Source organism: Kineococcus deserti (assembly GCF_050871945.1).
Lineage (GTDB): Bacteria > Actinomycetota > Actinomycetes > Actinomycetales > Kineococcaceae > Kineococcus.
The window spans coordinates 93,796-110,649 of record NZ_JBJLSI010000004.1; the positions used below are offsets into that span (position 1 = coordinate 93,796).

13 protein-coding genes are annotated in these 16,854 nt (G+C 72.3%); 11 read left to right on the forward strand and 2 right to left on the reverse strand.

The features are described 5' to 3' along the window. Positions 1-5: 5 nt before the first annotated feature. Both ACRYR2_RS04870 and ACRYR2_RS04875 read right to left on the reverse strand, forming a co-directional pair. Positions 6-710, reverse strand: coding sequence for a 4-carboxy-4-hydroxy-2-oxoadipate aldolase/oxaloacetate decarboxylase (locus ACRYR2_RS04870; RefSeq protein ID WP_432561706.1), 705 nt, complete (start codon positions 708-710; stop codon positions 6-8). Beyond that, positions 707-1,750, reverse strand: coding sequence for an amidohydrolase family protein (locus ACRYR2_RS04875; RefSeq protein WP_432561707.1), 1,044 nt, complete (start codon positions 1,748-1,750; stop codon positions 707-709). Before ACRYR2_RS04875 ends, ACRYR2_RS04870 begins: the two co-directional genes overlap by 4 nt. Before the next feature lie 207 nt (positions 1,751-1,957). Here ACRYR2_RS04875 and ACRYR2_RS04880 point away from each other — a divergent pair, with 207 nt between their 5' ends. The 11 genes from ACRYR2_RS04880 to ACRYR2_RS04930 all read left to right on the forward strand — a co-directional run bounded on the left by ACRYR2_RS04880 (position 1,958) and on the right by ACRYR2_RS04930 (position 16,832). Continuing rightward, complete coding sequence (locus ACRYR2_RS04880) at positions 1,958-2,737, forward strand: DUF1932 domain-containing protein (protein ID WP_432561708.1); 780 nt, start codon at positions 1,958-1,960, stop codon at positions 2,735-2,737. 10 nt (positions 2,738-2,747) lie between these two features. Beyond that, the gene (locus ACRYR2_RS04885; protein WP_432561709.1) at positions 2,748-3,908 is read left to right on the forward strand and encodes an ABC transporter ATP-binding protein; all 1,161 of its coding nucleotides are present in this window, start codon (positions 2,748-2,750) and stop codon (positions 3,906-3,908) included. Further along, complete coding sequence (locus tag ACRYR2_RS04890) at positions 3,905-5,674, forward strand: ABC transporter permease (RefSeq protein WP_432561710.1); 1,770 nt, start codon at positions 3,905-3,907, stop codon at positions 5,672-5,674. The genes ACRYR2_RS04885 and ACRYR2_RS04890 overlap by 4 nt, the downstream gene beginning before the upstream one ends. Before the next feature lie 43 nt (positions 5,675-5,717). Next, a complete protein-coding gene (locus tag ACRYR2_RS04895; RefSeq protein ID WP_432561711.1) occupies positions 5,718-6,854 on the forward strand; it encodes an ABC transporter substrate-binding protein in 1,137 nt (378 codons plus the stop codon). A 12-nt stretch (positions 6,855-6,866) separates the two neighbouring features. Continuing rightward, complete coding sequence (locus tag ACRYR2_RS04900) at positions 6,867-7,523, forward strand: GntR family transcriptional regulator (RefSeq protein WP_432561712.1); 657 nt, start codon at positions 6,867-6,869, stop codon at positions 7,521-7,523. Between the two features lie 10 nt (positions 7,524-7,533). Continuing rightward, on the forward strand, positions 7,534-8,718 hold the full coding sequence (locus ACRYR2_RS04905; protein ID WP_432561713.1) for an MFS transporter: 1,185 nt from the start codon (positions 7,534-7,536) through the stop codon (positions 8,716-8,718). Between the two features lie 95 nt (positions 8,719-8,813). Next, a complete protein-coding gene (locus ACRYR2_RS04910; RefSeq protein WP_432561714.1) occupies positions 8,814-10,052 on the forward strand; it encodes a DUF3500 domain-containing protein in 1,239 nt (412 codons plus the stop codon). Positions 10,053-10,133: 81 nt separating this feature from the next. Beyond that, positions 10,134-11,378, forward strand: a complete 1,245-nt coding sequence (locus tag ACRYR2_RS04915) for a DUF3500 domain-containing protein (protein ID WP_432561715.1) — start codon at positions 10,134-10,136, stop codon at positions 11,376-11,378. A 1-nt stretch (position 11,379) separates the two neighbouring features. Beyond that, complete coding sequence (locus ACRYR2_RS04920; RefSeq protein ID WP_432561716.1) at positions 11,380-13,008, forward strand: HupE/UreJ family protein; 1,629 nt, start codon at positions 11,380-11,382, stop codon at positions 13,006-13,008. A 168-nt stretch (positions 13,009-13,176) separates the two neighbouring features. Beyond that, entirely contained in the window at positions 13,177-15,399 is a 2,223-nt protein-coding gene (locus ACRYR2_RS04925) for a DUF3500 domain-containing protein (RefSeq protein WP_432561717.1), read from the forward strand. A 155-nt stretch (positions 15,400-15,554) separates the two neighbouring features. Beyond that, positions 15,555-16,832, forward strand: coding sequence for a DUF3500 domain-containing protein (locus tag ACRYR2_RS04930; protein ID WP_432561718.1), 1,278 nt, complete (start codon positions 15,555-15,557; stop codon positions 16,830-16,832). The last annotated feature ends 22 nt before the right edge of the window (positions 16,833-16,854 follow it).

Below are 16,854 nucleotides of genomic sequence, written 5' to 3' on the forward strand. Positions count from 1 at the left end.
GCCGCTCACCGGTCCCCCTTGGCGAACTCCTCGTAGGTCACGTACTCGATGCCGAAGCCGGCCAGCCGATCGCGCATGCCGTAGACGTCCAGGCCGAGCTCCCCGGCGCGGAACGCCGTCCTGTTGCGCTCCTCCTTCTCCGCGCGGGCGCGGGAGGCGGCGAGCACGGCGGTGGCGTCGTCGCGCGGGACGCACACCACTCCGTCGTCGTCGGCCACGACCACGTCACCGGGGTGGATCGTCTGTCCGCCCAGGGTGATGGGCACGTTGACCGCACCCGCGGTGGCCTTGACGGTGCCCTGGGCGCTGACCGCGGTGGACCAGGCCGGGAACCCCATCTCCCGCAGCTCGGCCACGTCCCGCACGCCGGTGCCGAGGACGACACCGCGCACCCCCCTGCGGGCCAGGGCGGTGGCGAACAGCTCACCGAAGAGCCCGTCGGTGGACGGGGAGTTGGTCGCGACCACCAGGACGTCCCCCTCCTGGCACTGCTCGACGGCCACGTGGATCATGAGGTTGTCCCCGGGCCAGCACAGTGCGGTCACGGCCGTGCCGCCGATGCGGGCCCCGGACCAGGCCGGGCGCAGGTCCGGGCCGAGGTAGCCCGTCCGGCCCTGCGCTTCGTGGACGGTGGCGACGCCGAACTCCCCCAGCGCCGAGGCGGTCGCCGGGTCGGCGCGGGGCGGACCGGTGACGACGACGTTCTTCACGCGGGAACTCCTTCTGCTCGTGGGCTCCGGTCCTGCCGGAGGAGTGCGTCCAGCCGCGGGTACACCCGGCGGGCGTTGCCCTCGTAGACCTTCTGCAGGTCCTCGGGCGACAGGCCGTGCGCCTCGACGTAGCGGCGGGTGTCGTCGAAGTGGTGACCCGTGCGCGGGTCGATGCCGCGCACGGCGCCCACCATCTCCGAGCCGAACAGGACGTTGTCCGTGCCGACGACGTCCAGCAGGAGGTCGACGCCGGGCTGGTGGTAGACGCAGGTGTCGAAGAAGACGTTGCCCAGCAACGACTCCTCGACCGCGGGGCGTCCCAGCATGTCGGCCAGGCCGCGGAAGCGGCCCCAGTGGTAGGGCACCGCTCCCCCGCCGTGCGGGATCACGAACCGCAGGGTCGGGAAGTCTCGGAACAGGTCGGCCTGCAGGAACTGCATGAACGCCGTGGTGTCGGCGTTGAGGTAGTGCGACCCGGTGGCGTGGAAGTTGGGGTTCGTCACGGCCGACACGTGCACCATGGCCGGGACGTCGAGCTCGACCATCGCCTCGTACAGCGGGTACCAGCTGCGGTCGGTCAAGGGCGGCGAGGTCCAGTGCCCGCCGCTGGGGTCGGGGTTGAGGTTGCACCCCACGAAACCGAGCTGCTCGACGCACCGCCGCAGCTCGGGCACCGAGTCGGCGATGGGAGCGCCCGGGGACTGCGGCAGCTGGCAGACACCCGTGAACCGCTCGGGGTGGAGCTCCACGACGCGCGCGACGAGGTCGTTGGACACCTCGGTCCAGCGCTGGCTGACCGACTGGTCGCCGACGTGGTGCCCCATGGCCGAGGCGCGCGGCGAGAAGATGGTGCGGTCGATCCCCCGTTCGGCCATCAGCCGGACCTGACTGGCCTCGACCGACTCGCGGATCGCGTCGTCGGAGATCGACGGGTACGCCGGCGGGCGGGTTCCGGCGGCGAAGGCCGCCTGCTGCTCCTCGCGCCAGGACGTGTGGGCGGGTGGAGCCGTCGTGTAGTGCCCGTGGCAGTCGATGATCATGAGATCTCCTCGCGGTACCGGACCGGCCGCGACAGTGCTGAGCACCATCGCTCGTCGCAGCGACGCTAGGCAGCGCCACCTGGATTGTCAACACTCCTGTCGCCAATAATGGCGTCCGTCGCGGTGGATTGTCGACGAAAGCGTTGACCGAAGTGCTGACAGTCCGTAGCGTCAGCCCCTCGAGGACGACGTCGAAGGAGACGGTCGATGACGACAGTGGTGGTCGTGGGGCTCGGCGAGGCAGGGGCCCTGTACGCCCGGGGACTGCGGGACGCCGGCTACTCGGTGAGGGGGTTCGACCCGTTCACCCGGCTCGACGAACCGGGGGTCCGCCAGGAGGACGACCTCGGCGCAGCGCTCGACGGCGCGCAGCTGGTGCTCAGCCTGGTCGGGGCGTCGGCGGCCCGCGCGGTCGGTGAGCAGATCGTCGCCGGTGCACGGCCGGGCACGGTGCTGGCCGACCTCAACACGGCCTCCCCGGCGCTCAAGCAGCAGCTGGGCCGCCTCGCGGCGGAGTCCGGGGTCCGCTTCGCCGACGTCGCGGTGCTCGCCCCGGTCCCCCGGTCCGGGGTCGCCACACCCCTGATGGTGAGCGGCCCGGGCGCCGAGGCCTTCGCGGACCTGATGCGCGACTGCCCCGCACCCGTCGAGGTGATCCCCGGTGATCCGGGAGCGGCCGCGTCCCGCAAGCTCGTCCGCAGCGTCTTCATGAAGGGCCTGGCGGCCGTCGTGCTCGAGAGCGTCACCGCCGCCCGGGCCGCCGGCTGCGAGGACTGGCTGCGCGAGCAGATCGCCACCGAACTCGCCGGCGACCCCCACGCGCTGACCGACCGGCTCCTGGAGGGCTCCCACCGCCACGCCGCCCGCCGGGTGCACGAGGTGGACGACGCCCGCGAGTTCCTCGACAGCATCGGAACCCCGCACTGGACCACGTCGGCGGCCCACGAGTGGCTGTCGTCCCTCGTGGCCGAACCCGCTCGAGGATGAGGGAACCAGCATGAAGATCACCGTGGAGAACCTGACCCTCAGCTACGGCGGGTCGGTGGCCGTCCGCGACCTGGACCTGGAGATCGAGCAGGGTGAGGCCCTGGTCCTGCTCGGCCAGTCCGGCTGCGGCAAGACGAGCACCATGCGGTGCATCGCCGGGCTGGAGACCCCCGACGCCGGCGTCATCCGGGTGGGCGACGAGGTGCTGTTCGACGCCGCGCGCGGCATCGACCGCCCACCGCACCGCCGCAACATCGGCATGGTGTTCCAGTCCTACGCGATCTGGCCGCACATGACGGTGTTCGAGAACGTCGCCTTCCCGCTGCAGATGCAGCGGACCGGCAGGACCGAGGCCCGCCGCCGCGTGCTCGAGACGCTCGAACTCGTCGGCCTGGACGGTTTCGCCGACCGGGGCGCGAGCATGCTGTCCGGCGGGCAGATGCAGCGCGTCGCCCTGGCGCGCAGCCTGGTCATGCAGCCGTCGGTCATGCTGCTGGACGAACCCCTGTCCAACCTCGACGCGCGGCTGCGCCACCGCCTGCGCAGCGACCTGCGGGCGCTGCAGGTGCGTCTGGGCCTGACCTCGGTGTACGTCACGCACGACCAGGAGGAGGCCCTGGCGCTGGCCGACCGGATCGCCGTGATGCAGTTCGGTCGCATCGTGCAGTTCGGGCGGCCCCAGGACCTGTACGCGCGACCGGCCAGCGCGTCCATCGCCGACTTCCTCGGCGTCGGGAACATCCTCCCCGTCGAACCCCTGGGCGGGGACACGGTCCGGGTCACCGGCAGCGGCATCGGGCTCCGCGCCGGCGCACCGGGGGTCGGCGCACCCGGGGCGCGGGACCTGAGGGCGTGCATCCGGGCCGAGGACGTCCTGCTCGGTGAGGAGGTCGTCCACGGGGACGGCCTGAACACCTTCCGGGGCACGGTGGTCTCCGAGGAGTTCCAGGGCGCCACCGCGACCCACCGGATCCGGCTCGACGACGGCTGCGAACTGACGGTCTTCGGCAGCAAGCGCCGCCGCGTGGAACGTGGCGCCGACGGCCTGGTCGACGTCGCCGTCCCCGCCGAGGCGGTCCAGGTCCTGCCGCTCGACGTCGACGACCCCCGGGGCGACCGGGTGGCCGCGTCGCCGGAACCGTCGGCCGCGGTGCAGGTGGCCGGGCGATGAGCACGACCGAAATCCCCCGCCCGGTCCGGGACACCGGGCCGGCGCGCCCCGCACGCGGCGGTGGGCGCGGGGCCCTGAACGCCCGGCGGGCGATCGCCCCAGCGCTGCTGTACGCCCTGCTGGCCGTCCTCATCCTGCTGCCCATCGCCCTGGTGGCGCTGTCGGCGTTCACCTCCACCACACCCCGCCCGGGCGGCATCGGGTTGTCCGGTCTCACCCTGGACAACTTCTCCACCGTGGTCGGCCCGGGCGCCCGCGGGGCCGCGCTGAACTCGCTGGCCGTCGGCGTCGGTGCCTCGGTCCTCGCCCTCGTCATCGGCGGGTTCCTGGCCTTCGTGACCGCCCGCACCAACGTGCGCGGGCGCCGCTTCCTGTACTTCGTCGGGCTGGTCCCGATGTTCCTGCCCTCCTACGTCGGCGCGCTGGCCTGGTCGGTGCTCGGCGGGCCCAACGCGGGACTGGTGAACATCCTGGCCCGCGACCTGGGCCTGCCCACCGGGTTCGACGTCCTCAACGTGCCCGGCCTGGTCTTCGTCCTGGCCATCTACTACGCGCCCTACGCGTTCCTGCTCGTCCACGCCTCGCTGAGCCTGATGAACCCCGACCTGGAGGAGTCGGCCAGGGTCCACGGCGCGGCGCCGTGGACGGTGCTGCGCCGGGTGACCCTCCCGCTCGCGACACCGGCCGTGCTGGGCGCGGCCATCCTCATCTTCGTGCTGACCGTGGAGAACTTCCCCGTCTCGCAGATCATCGGTACCGCGGGCGGCGTCGACACCATCCCCACCTACGTCTACCGCCTGATGAACTCCGCGCCGTCGCGGGGCAACGAGGCCGCCGCGGTCGCCCTGACCCTCGTCGCCGTGGTGGTCGTGGTGACGGTCCTGCAGCGCAAGGTCGTCTCGCGCCGGAACTACACGACGGTGTCGGGCAAGGGCCTGAAGCTGAAGGTCGTCGACCTCGGCCGGTTCCGCACCCCGGCCCTGCTGCTGGGCCTGGTGTACTTCGCCGCCGCGACCGTCCTGCCCCTGCTGGCGCTGCTGTTCGTGACGCTGCACGACAGCCCCTACGTCAGCAGCGTGACCGGCGCCTTCACCCAGGGCGGGCTGAGCCTGGAGGCGCTGACCGAGACGGTGACGAACTCCGTCGTGCACCGGGCCACGGTGAACTCCGTGGTCGTCGCCGTGGCCGCCGCACTGCTCGGGACGCTGCTGGCGTTCGCCGTCTCCTACGTGGTGAACCGCACGAAGCTGCCCGGCCGCGAAGGCCTGGGGCACATCAGCATGCTCCCCCTCGCGGTGCCGTCCATCGTCCTGGGTCTGGGCCTGCTGTGGACCTGGCTGATCCTGCCGGTCCCGGTCTACGGAACCCTGCTGGTGATGGTCATCGCGTTCGTCGCCGCCCAGATGCCGCAGGGGTTCCAGGGAGCCAGCGCCGCCATCCTGCAGGTCCACGCCGAACTCGAGGACAGCGCGGTCATGCACGGGGCGAGCCGGCTGCGAGCCGTCTGGCGCATCACCGTCCCGCTCCTGCGGGTCCCGTTGACCTCGACGTTCCTGCTGCTGCTCATGCTGTCGATGCGTGAACTCACCGTTCCGCTGTTCCTCTTCACCACCGACACCCGGCTGCTGTCGATCGTCATCTTCGACGACCTGGAGAACGGCGTCCTGCAGCGCAGCGCCGCGACCAGCCTGCTGTACTGCCTCGTCATCTTCGTCCTGGCCTACGTGACCCGGCGGTTCGGGTCGCGGGACCGCACGGGCCGCTGAAACCACCCCGCGAACCACCATGACGTCTCAGAGAGGACTCGTCGTGTCCCAGCTCAACCCAGCCCCCCGCAACCTCACCCGGAGGAGCACCCTGGCCCTGGCCACCACCGCGCTGCTGGCGACCGGCGTCGCCGGCTGCTCCGGCGGTGACAGCAGCGGCGCCGCGGCGACGGCCGCCAACGGCGACCTGGTCATCGACGGTGAACTCGTCGCGGCCGCCGACCTCTACGCCGCGGCGCAGGACCAGGGGCGGCTGGTCTTCTACACCGGGGCCAGCGAGCAGTCCGAGAAGCAGGTCGCCGACGCCTTCACCGAAGCCACGGGCATCGAGGTCGAGATCGTCCGGCTGGCTCCCAACAAGCTGTCCGAGCGCATCCTGTCCGAGGTGGCGGCCGACAAGCTCGGCGCCGACGTCATCCGCATCTCCGGTGAGGACCTGGTCGCGGCGATGGCCACCGCGGGCGCCTTCGACCCCGTTGCGCTGACCGACGACATCACCGCCGCCGTCGACACGGCAGCCGTCTACGAGGACGGTCTGTACTACAGCAGCTTCGACCGGGTCTACAGCTTCGGCTACAACAACCAGGTCGTGGACGAGGCCTCGGCCCCGAAGAACTGGGCCGACCTGGTGGACGGTTCGGTGTCCGCCCCGACGGGGACGGTGCAGGTGGGCGCGGGGGGCAGCACGGCGGCCCTGACCCACTTCCAGCTGCAGGTCCTCGGCGAGGACTGGCTGCGGGACTACGCGGCCACCGGGCCGCGGATCTTCGACTCCTCCGCCTCCCTCACCGACGCCCTGGCGCGCGGTGAGATCGGCATCGGCACCATCCCCATCGCCACCGCGTACTCGGCGATCCTCGAGGGCGCACCCCTCACCGTGGCGACGCCCGAGGAGGGCGCCGCCGCCTACCCGTTCTACCTCGCGCAGGGACACGCAGCGGCCAACCCCGAGGCCGCGACCGTGTTCGTCAACTGGCTGATGTCCGGAGCGGGCCAGAAGCTCGCCGCGTCGATCGGTGACTACCCCGTCCACGCCGGCATGCCCGAACCCACGATCGGCGACATCACCCTGCCCGCGGCCGGCAGCGGTTTCGTCCACCGCGCCACGCTGGAGGAGTCCCTGGCCAGCCTCGAACCCGATGCGCAGACCTGGACGACGATCTTCGGCTACACCGGCTGAGTTGGAACCGACGTGGCAGAACTCGTCGCCGACATCCGGTCGCTGGTCCTGCGGGGCGAACTCGTCCCCAACCAGCGGCTGATCGAACACGACCTCGCCGAGCAGTTCGGCGTCTCGCGGGCCGCGGTCCGCGAGGCGTTGGGCCGCCTGGAGGCCGAAGGACTCGTGGAACGCGTGCACAACCGCGGGGCCCGCGTCCGCGCCATCCCCTTCGAGGAGGCGGTGGAGATCGCCGAGGTGCGCCGGGCCCTGGAGGGGTTGTGCGCCGGCAAGGCCGCCGAACTGGTCTCGGAGGAGGAGATCGAGGAACTGCGGGCGATCGGGCAGGGCATGCTCGACGCCGTGGCCGGCGCGGACGTGGCCGGGTACTCGGCGCTGAACCGTGACCTGCACCGCCGGATCCACGAGATCAGCCGCCAGCGGACCGCGCGCTCGATCATCGACAGGATGCGCGGGCAGAGCGTGCGCCACCAGTACCGGCTGGCCATGAAACCCGGGCGGCCCACGGTGTCGGTCGGTGAGCACCTCGCCATCGTCGACGCCATCTGCCGCCGGGATCCGGGGGCGGCCGAGCGCGCGATGCGGGCTCACCTGGACAGCGTCATCGCCGCCATGCACGAGGTCGACGAGGCGGCTCGCGAGGGGGCGCTCGAGACGGCCGCCCGGTGAGGAGTTTCCCGTGAGGCCCGTCCTCCCGGTCTCGCTGCTCGCCCACTCCGTGCTCCTGCAGGCGCTGAGCTACGCGCTGCGGCCGGCGGTCTCGTACGACGTCCTGCACCTGGACGCGGGATCGTCCTGGCTGGGCGTGGTGGCGGCGGCCTTCGCGCTGCCGCCCCTGCTCACCGCGCTGTTCGCGGGGAACCTCAACGACCGGCTGGGAGAGCGGACCAGTCTGCTGCTGGGCTCGGTCGCCTGCCTGCTGGCGACCTCGGTGTGCCTGCTGGCCGGGCGCACCCTCGTCGGGCTGATCAGCGGATCGGTGCTGCTCGGCCTGGGCATGCTCTTCGCCATCGTCGGCCAGCAGGCCTGGGTGATGCGGGCAGCCGGCGCCGGACGGCTGGACTCCTCCTTCGGCCTCTACACGCTGGCGACGTCCAGCGGTCAGCTGCTGGGACCGCTCGCGCTGCTGCTGCCGGGGGCCGGGTCGGCGGACTCGGCGTCGTTGCCCGTCGTCGGCCCGGTCCTGCTGGTGGCCTCCCTGGTCTGCGTGGGGCTCGCCGCGGCCGTGCCGGCAGCCGACGGGCGGGCGGCCCGGGACGTCCCGGCCGAGGAGGAGGCACCGGCCCGACCGGGGGAACTCCTGCGTCGTCGCGGTGTGCTGCGGGCGCTGGCGACCAGCAGTCTGGTGCTGGCCTCCCTCGACGTCACGGTGGCCTACCTGCCGCTGCTCGCGCAGGAGCGGGGCCTGTCCCCGGCGTGGACGGCCGGGCTGATGGTGGCCCGGGGCGGGGCGACGATGGTGTCGCGCCTGGGTCTGTCGGCACTCACCGGTGCCCTGGGGCGCCGGCGGGTGCTGGTGGCGGGCAGCGGGTTCGCGGCACTCGGCCTGGGAACCCTGGCGCTGCCGGCGCCTGCGGCGGTGCTGCTGGTGTCCGTGCTGGTCTACGGCCTCGCCGCGGGAACCGTGCAGCCGCTGACGATGTCCTGGATGACGCTCATCACCTCCCCCCGGCAACGGGGGGTGACGGCCTCCCTGCGCCTGGTCGGCAACCGGGTGGGCCAGACGCTGGTTCCCCTGGTGGTCGGTGCGGTCTCCACCGGCGGCGGTGCCGCGGTCGCCTTCGCGGCGACGGGTTCGAGCCTGGTGCTGTCGGCCTGGTGCGCGCGAGCGGCGCCGGAGGGCGATGCCCGGTCCGCGCGGTGACCGGTCCCGGCGCCCGGTCGCCGCCTCACCACGACTCAGCGACCGCACAGCGAGCGCACCGGGGCCGCTCTGGCGGCGCTCGTACGTTCCTCACCATGACCGAGACCAGCGCCTCGCCCGAACACCTCACCAGCCGTCGCGGCCTCTTCGGCCTGGCCGGAACGATCGCCCTCGTCGGTGGACTCGCGGCCTGCGGTGACTCCGCGACCGCCAGTTCCACCGGCACGAGTTCCACCTCGGCAGCGGCCGGCACCTCCTCGGACAGCCTGGTGTCGCTGGCGGAGGCCTTCGCGGCGACGTTGTCCGACGAGCAGCAGTCGGCCCTGTACCAGGACTACACCTTCGACAACGCGCAGAACTGGTCCAACTTCCCCAACGCCCTGCTGGCCGGCACGGTCTCCGTCGGGGGAACCGCGTCGGCCGACGGTTCGACCGCGCCGAGCGGCGACCTCCCCTCCGGCGCCGCACCCACCGCCGACGGCACCGGAACCGCCCCGAGCGGCGGGCCGGGCGGCAGCAACAGCACGGGCCGTGTCGGCGTCCAGACCGACACCCTCAGCGACGAGCAGTGGACCGCGTTCAAGGCCTTGATGGCGGCGGCCACCGGCACCGGGGAGAACGAGGGCTGGGACGAGATCCAGCAGATCCTCAACGCCGACGACTACCTCGCCTCCATCGACTCCGGCGGTGGGTACGGCAGCGGGAACTACTTCATCGCCTTCCTCGGCACCCCCTCGACGAGCGGGACCTGGGAACTGCAGTTCGGCGGCCACCACCTCGCGTTCGCCAACACGTACACCGACGGCGCCCTCGCCGGAGCCACGCCGTCGTTCCGCGGACTCGAACCGGTCGCGGCCTTCGACTACGACGGCCGGACGAACGCGCCCCTGGCCCAGGAGGTCGCCGCCTTCACCGCCGTCCTGGCCGCGCTGGACTCCGACCAGCTGGCCGCCGCGACGGTCACCACCAGCGACCTCGTCCTCGGCCCGGGCCAGGACTGGGCGTTCCCCGACACCTACGAAGGCACCCCGGTCGCCGACATGACCGACGCCCAGAAGTCGCTGGTCCTGGCTGCCGTCACCACCTACGTGGCCGACGTCTCCAGCGCCGACGCCACCACGATCCTGTCCCGCTACGAGTCCGAACTCGACCAGACGTACGTCTGCTGCTCGGGCACGGGGCAGTTCACCGCCCGCGGCGACTACATCCGCATCGACGGCCCGTCGGTGTGGATCGAGCTGGCGATGCAGCCGGGCCTGGTCTTCCCCGACACCCCGCACATCCACTCGGTGTGGCGCGACCGGAACACCGACTACGGCGGGCTCACCGGCTGACGGTCCTGCGCAGCGCCGACGAGAAGCGCTTCCGGCGGGCGCCGACTCGCTCCTCCGAGTGAAATCACTCACCGTGGTTAGATGACCACCATGGGTATCATCCAGGAGAAGCAGCTGCTCCGGCTTCCCGCGGTCGGGATGGCCGCCGCGCTCGTCTTCACCCTGACCAGTTGCGGCACCGACGACGAGAACTCCGAGTCGAGTTCCTCCTCGTCGACCTCCAGCTCCTCGGCCACCGCCACGGCCGGCAGCGCGGAGGTGGTCGCGGCGGCCGAGGCGTTCGCCGCCACCCTGGACGACGACCAGCGCGAAGCCCTCAACCAGGACTACACCTTCGCCAACGCCTCCAACTGGTCCAACTTCCCCAACGCCCTGCTGACCGGCATGGGCACCGGAGGCGGCGGCGGGGGCACACCGCCCAGCGGCGGCACGCCACCCAGCGGGGACACGACGGGAATGCCCACCGGGGCAGCCCCCAGCGCGGGCGCCGCACCGGGCGGCTCGAGCTCCAGCACCGGTCGCGTCGGCCTGCAGACCGACTCCCTGACCGACGAGCAGTGGACCGCGCTGGAAACCCTGCTCGCCGCCGCCACCGGATCGGGCGAGAACGAGGGCTACGACGAGATCGTTCAGCACCTGGCGGCCGACGACTACCTCGCCGACAACGGCGGCGGCGACGACTACGGGCGGGGCAACTTCTTCGTCGCCTTCCTCGGAACCCCCGCCGACACCGGCACCTGGGAACTGCAGTTCGGTGGGCACCACCTCGCCGTCGCCAACACCTACACCGACGGCGCACTGGCCGGGGCGACCCCGTCCTTCCGCGGCATCGAACCGATGAGCACGGTCACCGTGGACGACGAGACCGTCCAGCCCGAACAGCAGGAACGGGCCGCCTTCGCCGCCGTCCTGGCCTCCCTGGACGAGACGCAGAGGAGCGCCGCGACGCTGTCGCAGTCCTTCGGCGACATCCTGCTCGGCCCCGGCACCGACTGGGCCTTCCCCGAGACGTCCGAGGGCGTGAAGGGTTCGGACCTGACCGACGACCAGAAGTCGCTGGTCCTGGCTGCCGTCAACACCTACGTCGGCGACATCGCCGACGCCGACGCCGCCACCGTCCTGGCGGGGTACGAGAGCGAACTCGACGACACCTACGTCTCCTTCGCCGGCACCGGGAACATGACCGACATCGGCGACTACGTCCGCATCGACGGCCCCTCGGTCTGGATCGAGTTCTCCCTGCAGAACGGCGTCGTCCTCGAAGGCGCCCACCCGCACGCGGTGTGGCGCGACAAGACCACCGACTACGCCGGCCTGACGGGCTGACATGACCACGACGCGTCACGACCCGAGCGTCCCGCTGCGCGCCCGGTCGATCGCCGGGCCGGGTGAGCCGCCGCCCGGTACCCCTCCGGGCCGATCCCGCCCGGCCGGCGGCCGGCCCGTGCGGCACCGGACGGACGGCCGTCCGCGAACCCTGCGGCAGCGGTTGGGCGTCGCGGCGCTCGCCGTCGTCGGTGCCGCCCTGGCCGTCCTGGCCACGGCGGCGCCGGCCTCGGCCCACGTGGTGCCCTCGACCGTCATCGCCCTCGACGTCCAGGCCGACCACGTCACCGCACGGCTGACCCTGCCGACCGCTGACCTGATCACCGCCTCCGGTGTCGAGGTCCCCACGAGCGGTGCGGTGCCGGCGCAGACCGCGCAGGAGATCACCGACTACCTCCAGCAGCACTTCACCGTCAGCACCGGAACGGGCCCCGAGGCCGACCTCTGGACCGTCGAGGTCGGCGACGTCGCCCTGACCCGGACCGAGCAGTGGGGAACCGGCGGGTTCCCCGCGGTGACCGCCACCGCCACCCTGACCCCCGAGGCCGCCGAGGACGTGCGGACCTTCACGCTGGACTTCGACGCGATCGTGCACCAGGTCGTCACCGCCGACGTCTTCGTCCTGCTCACCGGCGACGCCACGGGAGACGCCACGGGGGACGTCGAGGTCAGCGGAGGGAGTGCGAACCGGAGCGGGCAGGCCCGGGAGCAGGCCGCCCAGTTCGAGCGGAGCGGCGACTCCGGCGGGCAGGTGCGCACCCTGGGCACCATCAAGACCGACACCGTCACCGGTACGGTTCCGGCCCTGACGGTGGACCTCGACGACAGCGGCGCCGGCCAGGGTTTCCTCGGGATGCTCACCGTGGGCATCTCTCACATCGCCGAAGGCACCGACCACCAGTTGTTCCTGCTCACCCTGCTGCTGCCGGCGCCCCTGCTCGCCTCCGCAGCCGCCGCCGGTGCCGCCGCCGGGACCGGACGGCGCTGGCGCGAGGTCGCGCGTCCGGGCCACGCGGTGCGGCGCATCACGACGATCACCCTCGCCTTCACGGTCGGGCACTCGCTGACCCTCGCCCTGGGGGCGGTCGGCCTGCCCGTTCCGCAGCAGCCCGTCGAGGCCCTCATCGCGGTCAGCATCCTCGTCGCCGCCGCGCACGCCGTGCGACCGCTGTTCCCCGGCCGGGAGGCGTTCGTCGCGGGGTTCTTCGGCCTCGTCCACGGCATGGCGTTCTCCACGACGCTGTCGGAGCTGCAGCTGTCCGGCGGCCAGCTGGCCTGGAGTCTGCTCGGTTTCAACGTCGGCATCGAGATCATGCAGCTCGTCGTGGTGCTGCTGGTGCTGCCGCCGCTCATCGTGCTGGCCCGCACGCCGATCTACCCGCCGCTGCGGGTGGGCGCCGCCGCCGTGACCGCTCTGGCCGCCACCGGCTGGCTGATCGACCGGATCGGGTACCCCACCCCGCTCGGCGCGGCGGCCGACAACCTCGGCGCGGCGTCGCCGTGGATCGTCGCGGCCCTGTGGATCGCCGCAGCCGTCGTCGCGGCGAGGTTCCTGACCAGGAGGACCCGTCCGGCGCAGGACGCGCAGGTGAGTGTTCTCGACACACCCTCGAAGAGCGGCACCGGCTGAACCCTCGAGCCGCGGTGACACTCCCGGCCTTGTCCGGCCACCGGGAAGCGCCCTAACTTTCCGACTACGGAGAGTAGGCTTCAGTCAACTCCCCGCACCCACTGGGCGGCCGGCGTCTCCCTCCCCGACGGCCGCGGCCGACGCCGGCCCTGTTGAAGAGGTACTCCTGTGGACAGTTCGAGTTCGCGCACGAAGAAGTCGCTCCGCCTCGGCGCCGGTGTCGCGGTCCTGGTCGGGCTCACCACCGTGGGCGCTCCCAGTTCCTCCGCCGACTCCAGCTTCGACCCCAGCGCCGCGCAGGCCCGCATCGCCGGGGCCGACCGGTACGCCACCGCCGCAGCGATCGCGCTGAGCACCTGGGACGCGGCCGACACCGTCGTCGTGGCCAACGGCGAGAGCAACGGCATCGACGCCATCTCCGCCTCCTACCTCGCCGGTGCCGTGAACGCGCCCATCCTGCTCACCCAGGCCGGGACGGTTCCCGCGGCGACGGCCGAGGCCCTCGCCGCGCTCGACCCCTCCGAGGTCGTCGTCGTCGGCGGGGAGTCGTCGGTCTCGGCGAGCACCTACGCGACGCTGACCGCCGGGCGCAGCGGCGACCGGATCGCCGGCACCGACCGCTTCGACACCGCCGCCCGGATCGCGCAGGCCGCGGCCGACGCGTCCTCGGCGCCGGCGACGTCGGTGTTCATCGCCCGCGGCGACGTCTACGGCAACCAGGTCGCCGCCGACGCCCTGGCGGTCTCACCGGTGGCCTACCGTGCCGGCGTCCCGGTGCTGCTCACCGGCGCCGACGGGCTGTCCGCCTCGACCGCCGCCGCGCTCAGCGCCCTGCAGCCGACGTCGGTGGTCGTCCTCGGGGGCGAGAACTCGGTCAGCGCCGCGATCGCCGGCCAGGCGGCCGCCGCGGCCGGGGTCGACTCGACCACCCGACTGCAGGGCGCGGACCGCACCGAGACGGCCGCTGCCATCGCCGAGTCCGGGATCGCCGCCGACGCCGGGTTCCTCGACACCGGCGTCGGGCTCGCCAACGGCTACCGCATCGACGCCCTGGCTGCCGGCCCGGCCGCCGGTGAGGCCGGGTTCCCGCTGCTGCTGACCGGATCGGCCACCACGCTCGGCGCAGGTACCGAGAGGTACCTGCAGGAGAACGCCGCAACCCTGACCACCGCGCAGGTCTACGGCGGAACCGCCTCCGTGGCGAACAGCGCCACCCGCGCCGCCGCCGTCGCCGGCGGCAACGACGACCCGGCCGGTGCCAGCGACGTCGTCACCCTGGCGGAGGCGTTCGCCGCGGCGCTGACCGACGACCAGAAGACCGCGCTGTACCAGGAGTACACGTTCGCCAACGCCTCGAACTGGTCGAACCTGCCCAACGACCTGCTCGGCGGCGGAGGCGGTGGCGGTGGCACTCCCCCCACCGGCGGAACCGCCCCGACCGGCGCGCCCACCGGCGGTACCCCTCCGACGGGTGCACCGACGAGCGGGGCCACCGCCACCGCCACCGCCACCGGCACGGCGACCGAGGCCCCCACGGGAACCGCGACGGGGACCGCTCCCGGAGGTGGTGGCACCAGTTCCGGGCGCGTCGGCCTGCAGACCGACTCCCTGACCGACGAGCAGTGGACCGCGCTGGAAACCCTGCTCGCCGCCGCCACCGGATCGGGCGAGAACGAGGGCTACGACGAGATCGTTCAGCACCTGGCGGCCGACGACTACCTCGCCGACAACGGCGGCGGCGACAGCTACGGGCGGGGCAACTTCTTCGTCGCCTTCCTCGGAACCCCCGCCGACACCGGCACCTGGGAACTGCAGTTCGGCGGGCACCACCTCGCCGTCGCCAACACCTACACCGACGGTGCGCTGGCCGGGGCGACCCCGTCCTTCCGCGGCATCGAACCGATGACCACGGTCACCCTGGACGGGGTGACCGTGGACGCCGAACAGCAGGAGCGGGCCGCGTTCGCGGCGGTGCTCGCCTCCCTGGACGAGACGCAGAAGAACACCGCGAGGTTGTCGCAGTCCTTCAACGACATCGTCCTCGGCCCCGGCAGCGACTGGGCGTTCCCCGAGACCGCCTCCGGCGTCAAGGGATCCGATCTCGACGACACCCAACGCGCGCTCGTCCTGGCCGCCATCGGCAAGTACGTGGGCGACATCGCCGACGCCGACGCCGCCACCGTCCTGGCGGGGTACGAGAGCGAACTCGACGACACCTACGTCTCGTACGCCGGCACCGGGAACATGACCGACATCGGCGACTACGTCCGCATCGACGGCCCCTCGGTCTGGATCGAGTTCTCCCTGCAGAACGGCGTCGTCCTCGAAGGCGCCCACCCGCACGCGGTGTGGCGCGACAAGACCACCGACTACGGCGGCCAGACCTCCTGACGCCGCAGGGGCGGCGGCGGCACCGTCGGCGACGGGCCGCCCCGCCCCTCCGGTCGTGCGGCGAGCGCCGGCGCCGGCACCTGCGCCACCAGCAGTTCGACTCCTCATGGGCGTGACACAGGAAACGGACAAGAAGCCTCTCTAGCGTGGTGGTCATGACGGAGATCGACACGACCCCCGCCCCGACGAGGCGCCGGCCGCTGCGAGCGCGGGCCACCTGGATGGCGGCCATGCTGCTGGCCGGCGGCCTGGCCCTCACCGGCTGCAGCACGACCACGGACGCGTCCGCGACGAGTTCCACGGCGACCAGTTCCACGTCGAGCTCGATCACGGACGCCGCGACGACCTCGACCACCGACGCCACCACGACGGCCGGGACGATCAGCGACACCGCCGCCGCCGCCGAGGCCTTCCTCGCCACGCTCAGCGACGAACAGCGCGAGACGGTGCTGTACGACTACGACGACGAGACCAAGACCACCTCCTGGTCCAACTTCCCCGTCACGTTCGTCGAACGCGCCGGCCTGAACCTCACCGACCTCACCGAAGAACAGCAGACCGCCGCCCTGGCCGTCCTGCAGGCGTTGCTCAGCGACGAGGCCTACGAGACCGTCACGGGCATCATGGGCGGTGACGAGTACCTGCACGAGAACTCCGACTCCACCGAGGAGAGCCTGGGCCAGTACTACATCGCCTTCTTCGGCGACCCGTCCACCACGAGCGCCTTCGAGGTGCAGTTCGGCGGTCACCACCTGGGCATCAACGCCACGCTCGACGGCACCGCCGACGCCATCACGTTCGCCCCGACCCACCTCGGGGTGCAGCCGGCTGTCTACACCGACGAGGACGGCAACGAGGTGCAGCCGTTCGACGGCATCTACACCGACGCCTTCGCGTTCTTCGACAGCCTGACCGCCGAGCAGCAGGCGACCTTGACCTCCGGTGACGTCAGCTCCTGCGCGCCCGGTGACACGTGCGAGTTCTCCACGGGCGCTGGCCTGACCGGTGCGGACCTGACCGACGAGCAGAAGCAGTTGCTGCTCGAGCTCATCGCCAACTGGGCGGGCATGGCCGACGAGGAGAGCAGCGCGACGACCCTGGCCGAGATCGAGGCCACCCTCGACACGACGGTCGTGGCCTGGTCGGGCGAGACGACGTACGACATGAGCACCGGCGACGGGATCTCGTTCTCCATCTCCGGGTCGAACGTGTACGTCTCGTTCCAGGCGCAGGGCGGATCGGCCGGAGCCGACGTCGAAGGCGTCACCACCAGCGGCTGGGGTCACGTCCACACGATCTACCGCGACCCGACGAACGACTACGCCGGCAGCGCGACGCAGCAGGAAGCGTCCGGGATGGGCGGCGGGGGCGCACCGGGCGGCGAGGCACCCGGCGGTGGAACTCCTCCCTCGGGCGCTCCCTCCTTCGGGTGACGCGGGGGAACGGGGAACCCGT

Excerpts from the sequence above, each read along its gene's own strand:
- ACRYR2_RS04920 (WP_432561716.1), top strand. The coding sequence starts at position 11,380 with ATGACCACGACGCGTCACGACCCGAGCGTCCCGCTGCGCGCCCGGTCG.
- ACRYR2_RS04930 (WP_432561718.1), top strand. The coding sequence starts at position 15,555 with ATGACGGAGATCGACACGACCCCCGCCCCGACGAGGCGCCGGCCGCTG.
- ACRYR2_RS04880 (WP_432561708.1), top strand. The coding sequence starts at position 1,958 with ATGACGACAGTGGTGGTCGTGGGGCTCGGCGAGGCAGGGGCCCTGTAC.
- ACRYR2_RS04915 (WP_432561715.1), top strand. The coding sequence starts at position 10,134 with ATGACCACCATGGGTATCATCCAGGAGAAGCAGCTGCTCCGGCTTCCC.
- ACRYR2_RS04885 (WP_432561709.1), top strand. The coding sequence starts at position 2,748 with ATGAAGATCACCGTGGAGAACCTGACCCTCAGCTACGGCGGGTCGGTG.
- ACRYR2_RS04875 (WP_432561707.1), bottom strand. The coding sequence starts at position 1,750 with ATGATCATCGACTGCCACGGGCACTACACGACGGCTCCACCCGCCCAC.
- ACRYR2_RS04890 (WP_432561710.1), top strand. The coding sequence starts at position 3,905 with ATGAGCACGACCGAAATCCCCCGCCCGGTCCGGGACACCGGGCCGGCG.
- ACRYR2_RS04910 (WP_432561714.1), top strand. The coding sequence starts at position 8,814 with ATGACCGAGACCAGCGCCTCGCCCGAACACCTCACCAGCCGTCGCGGC.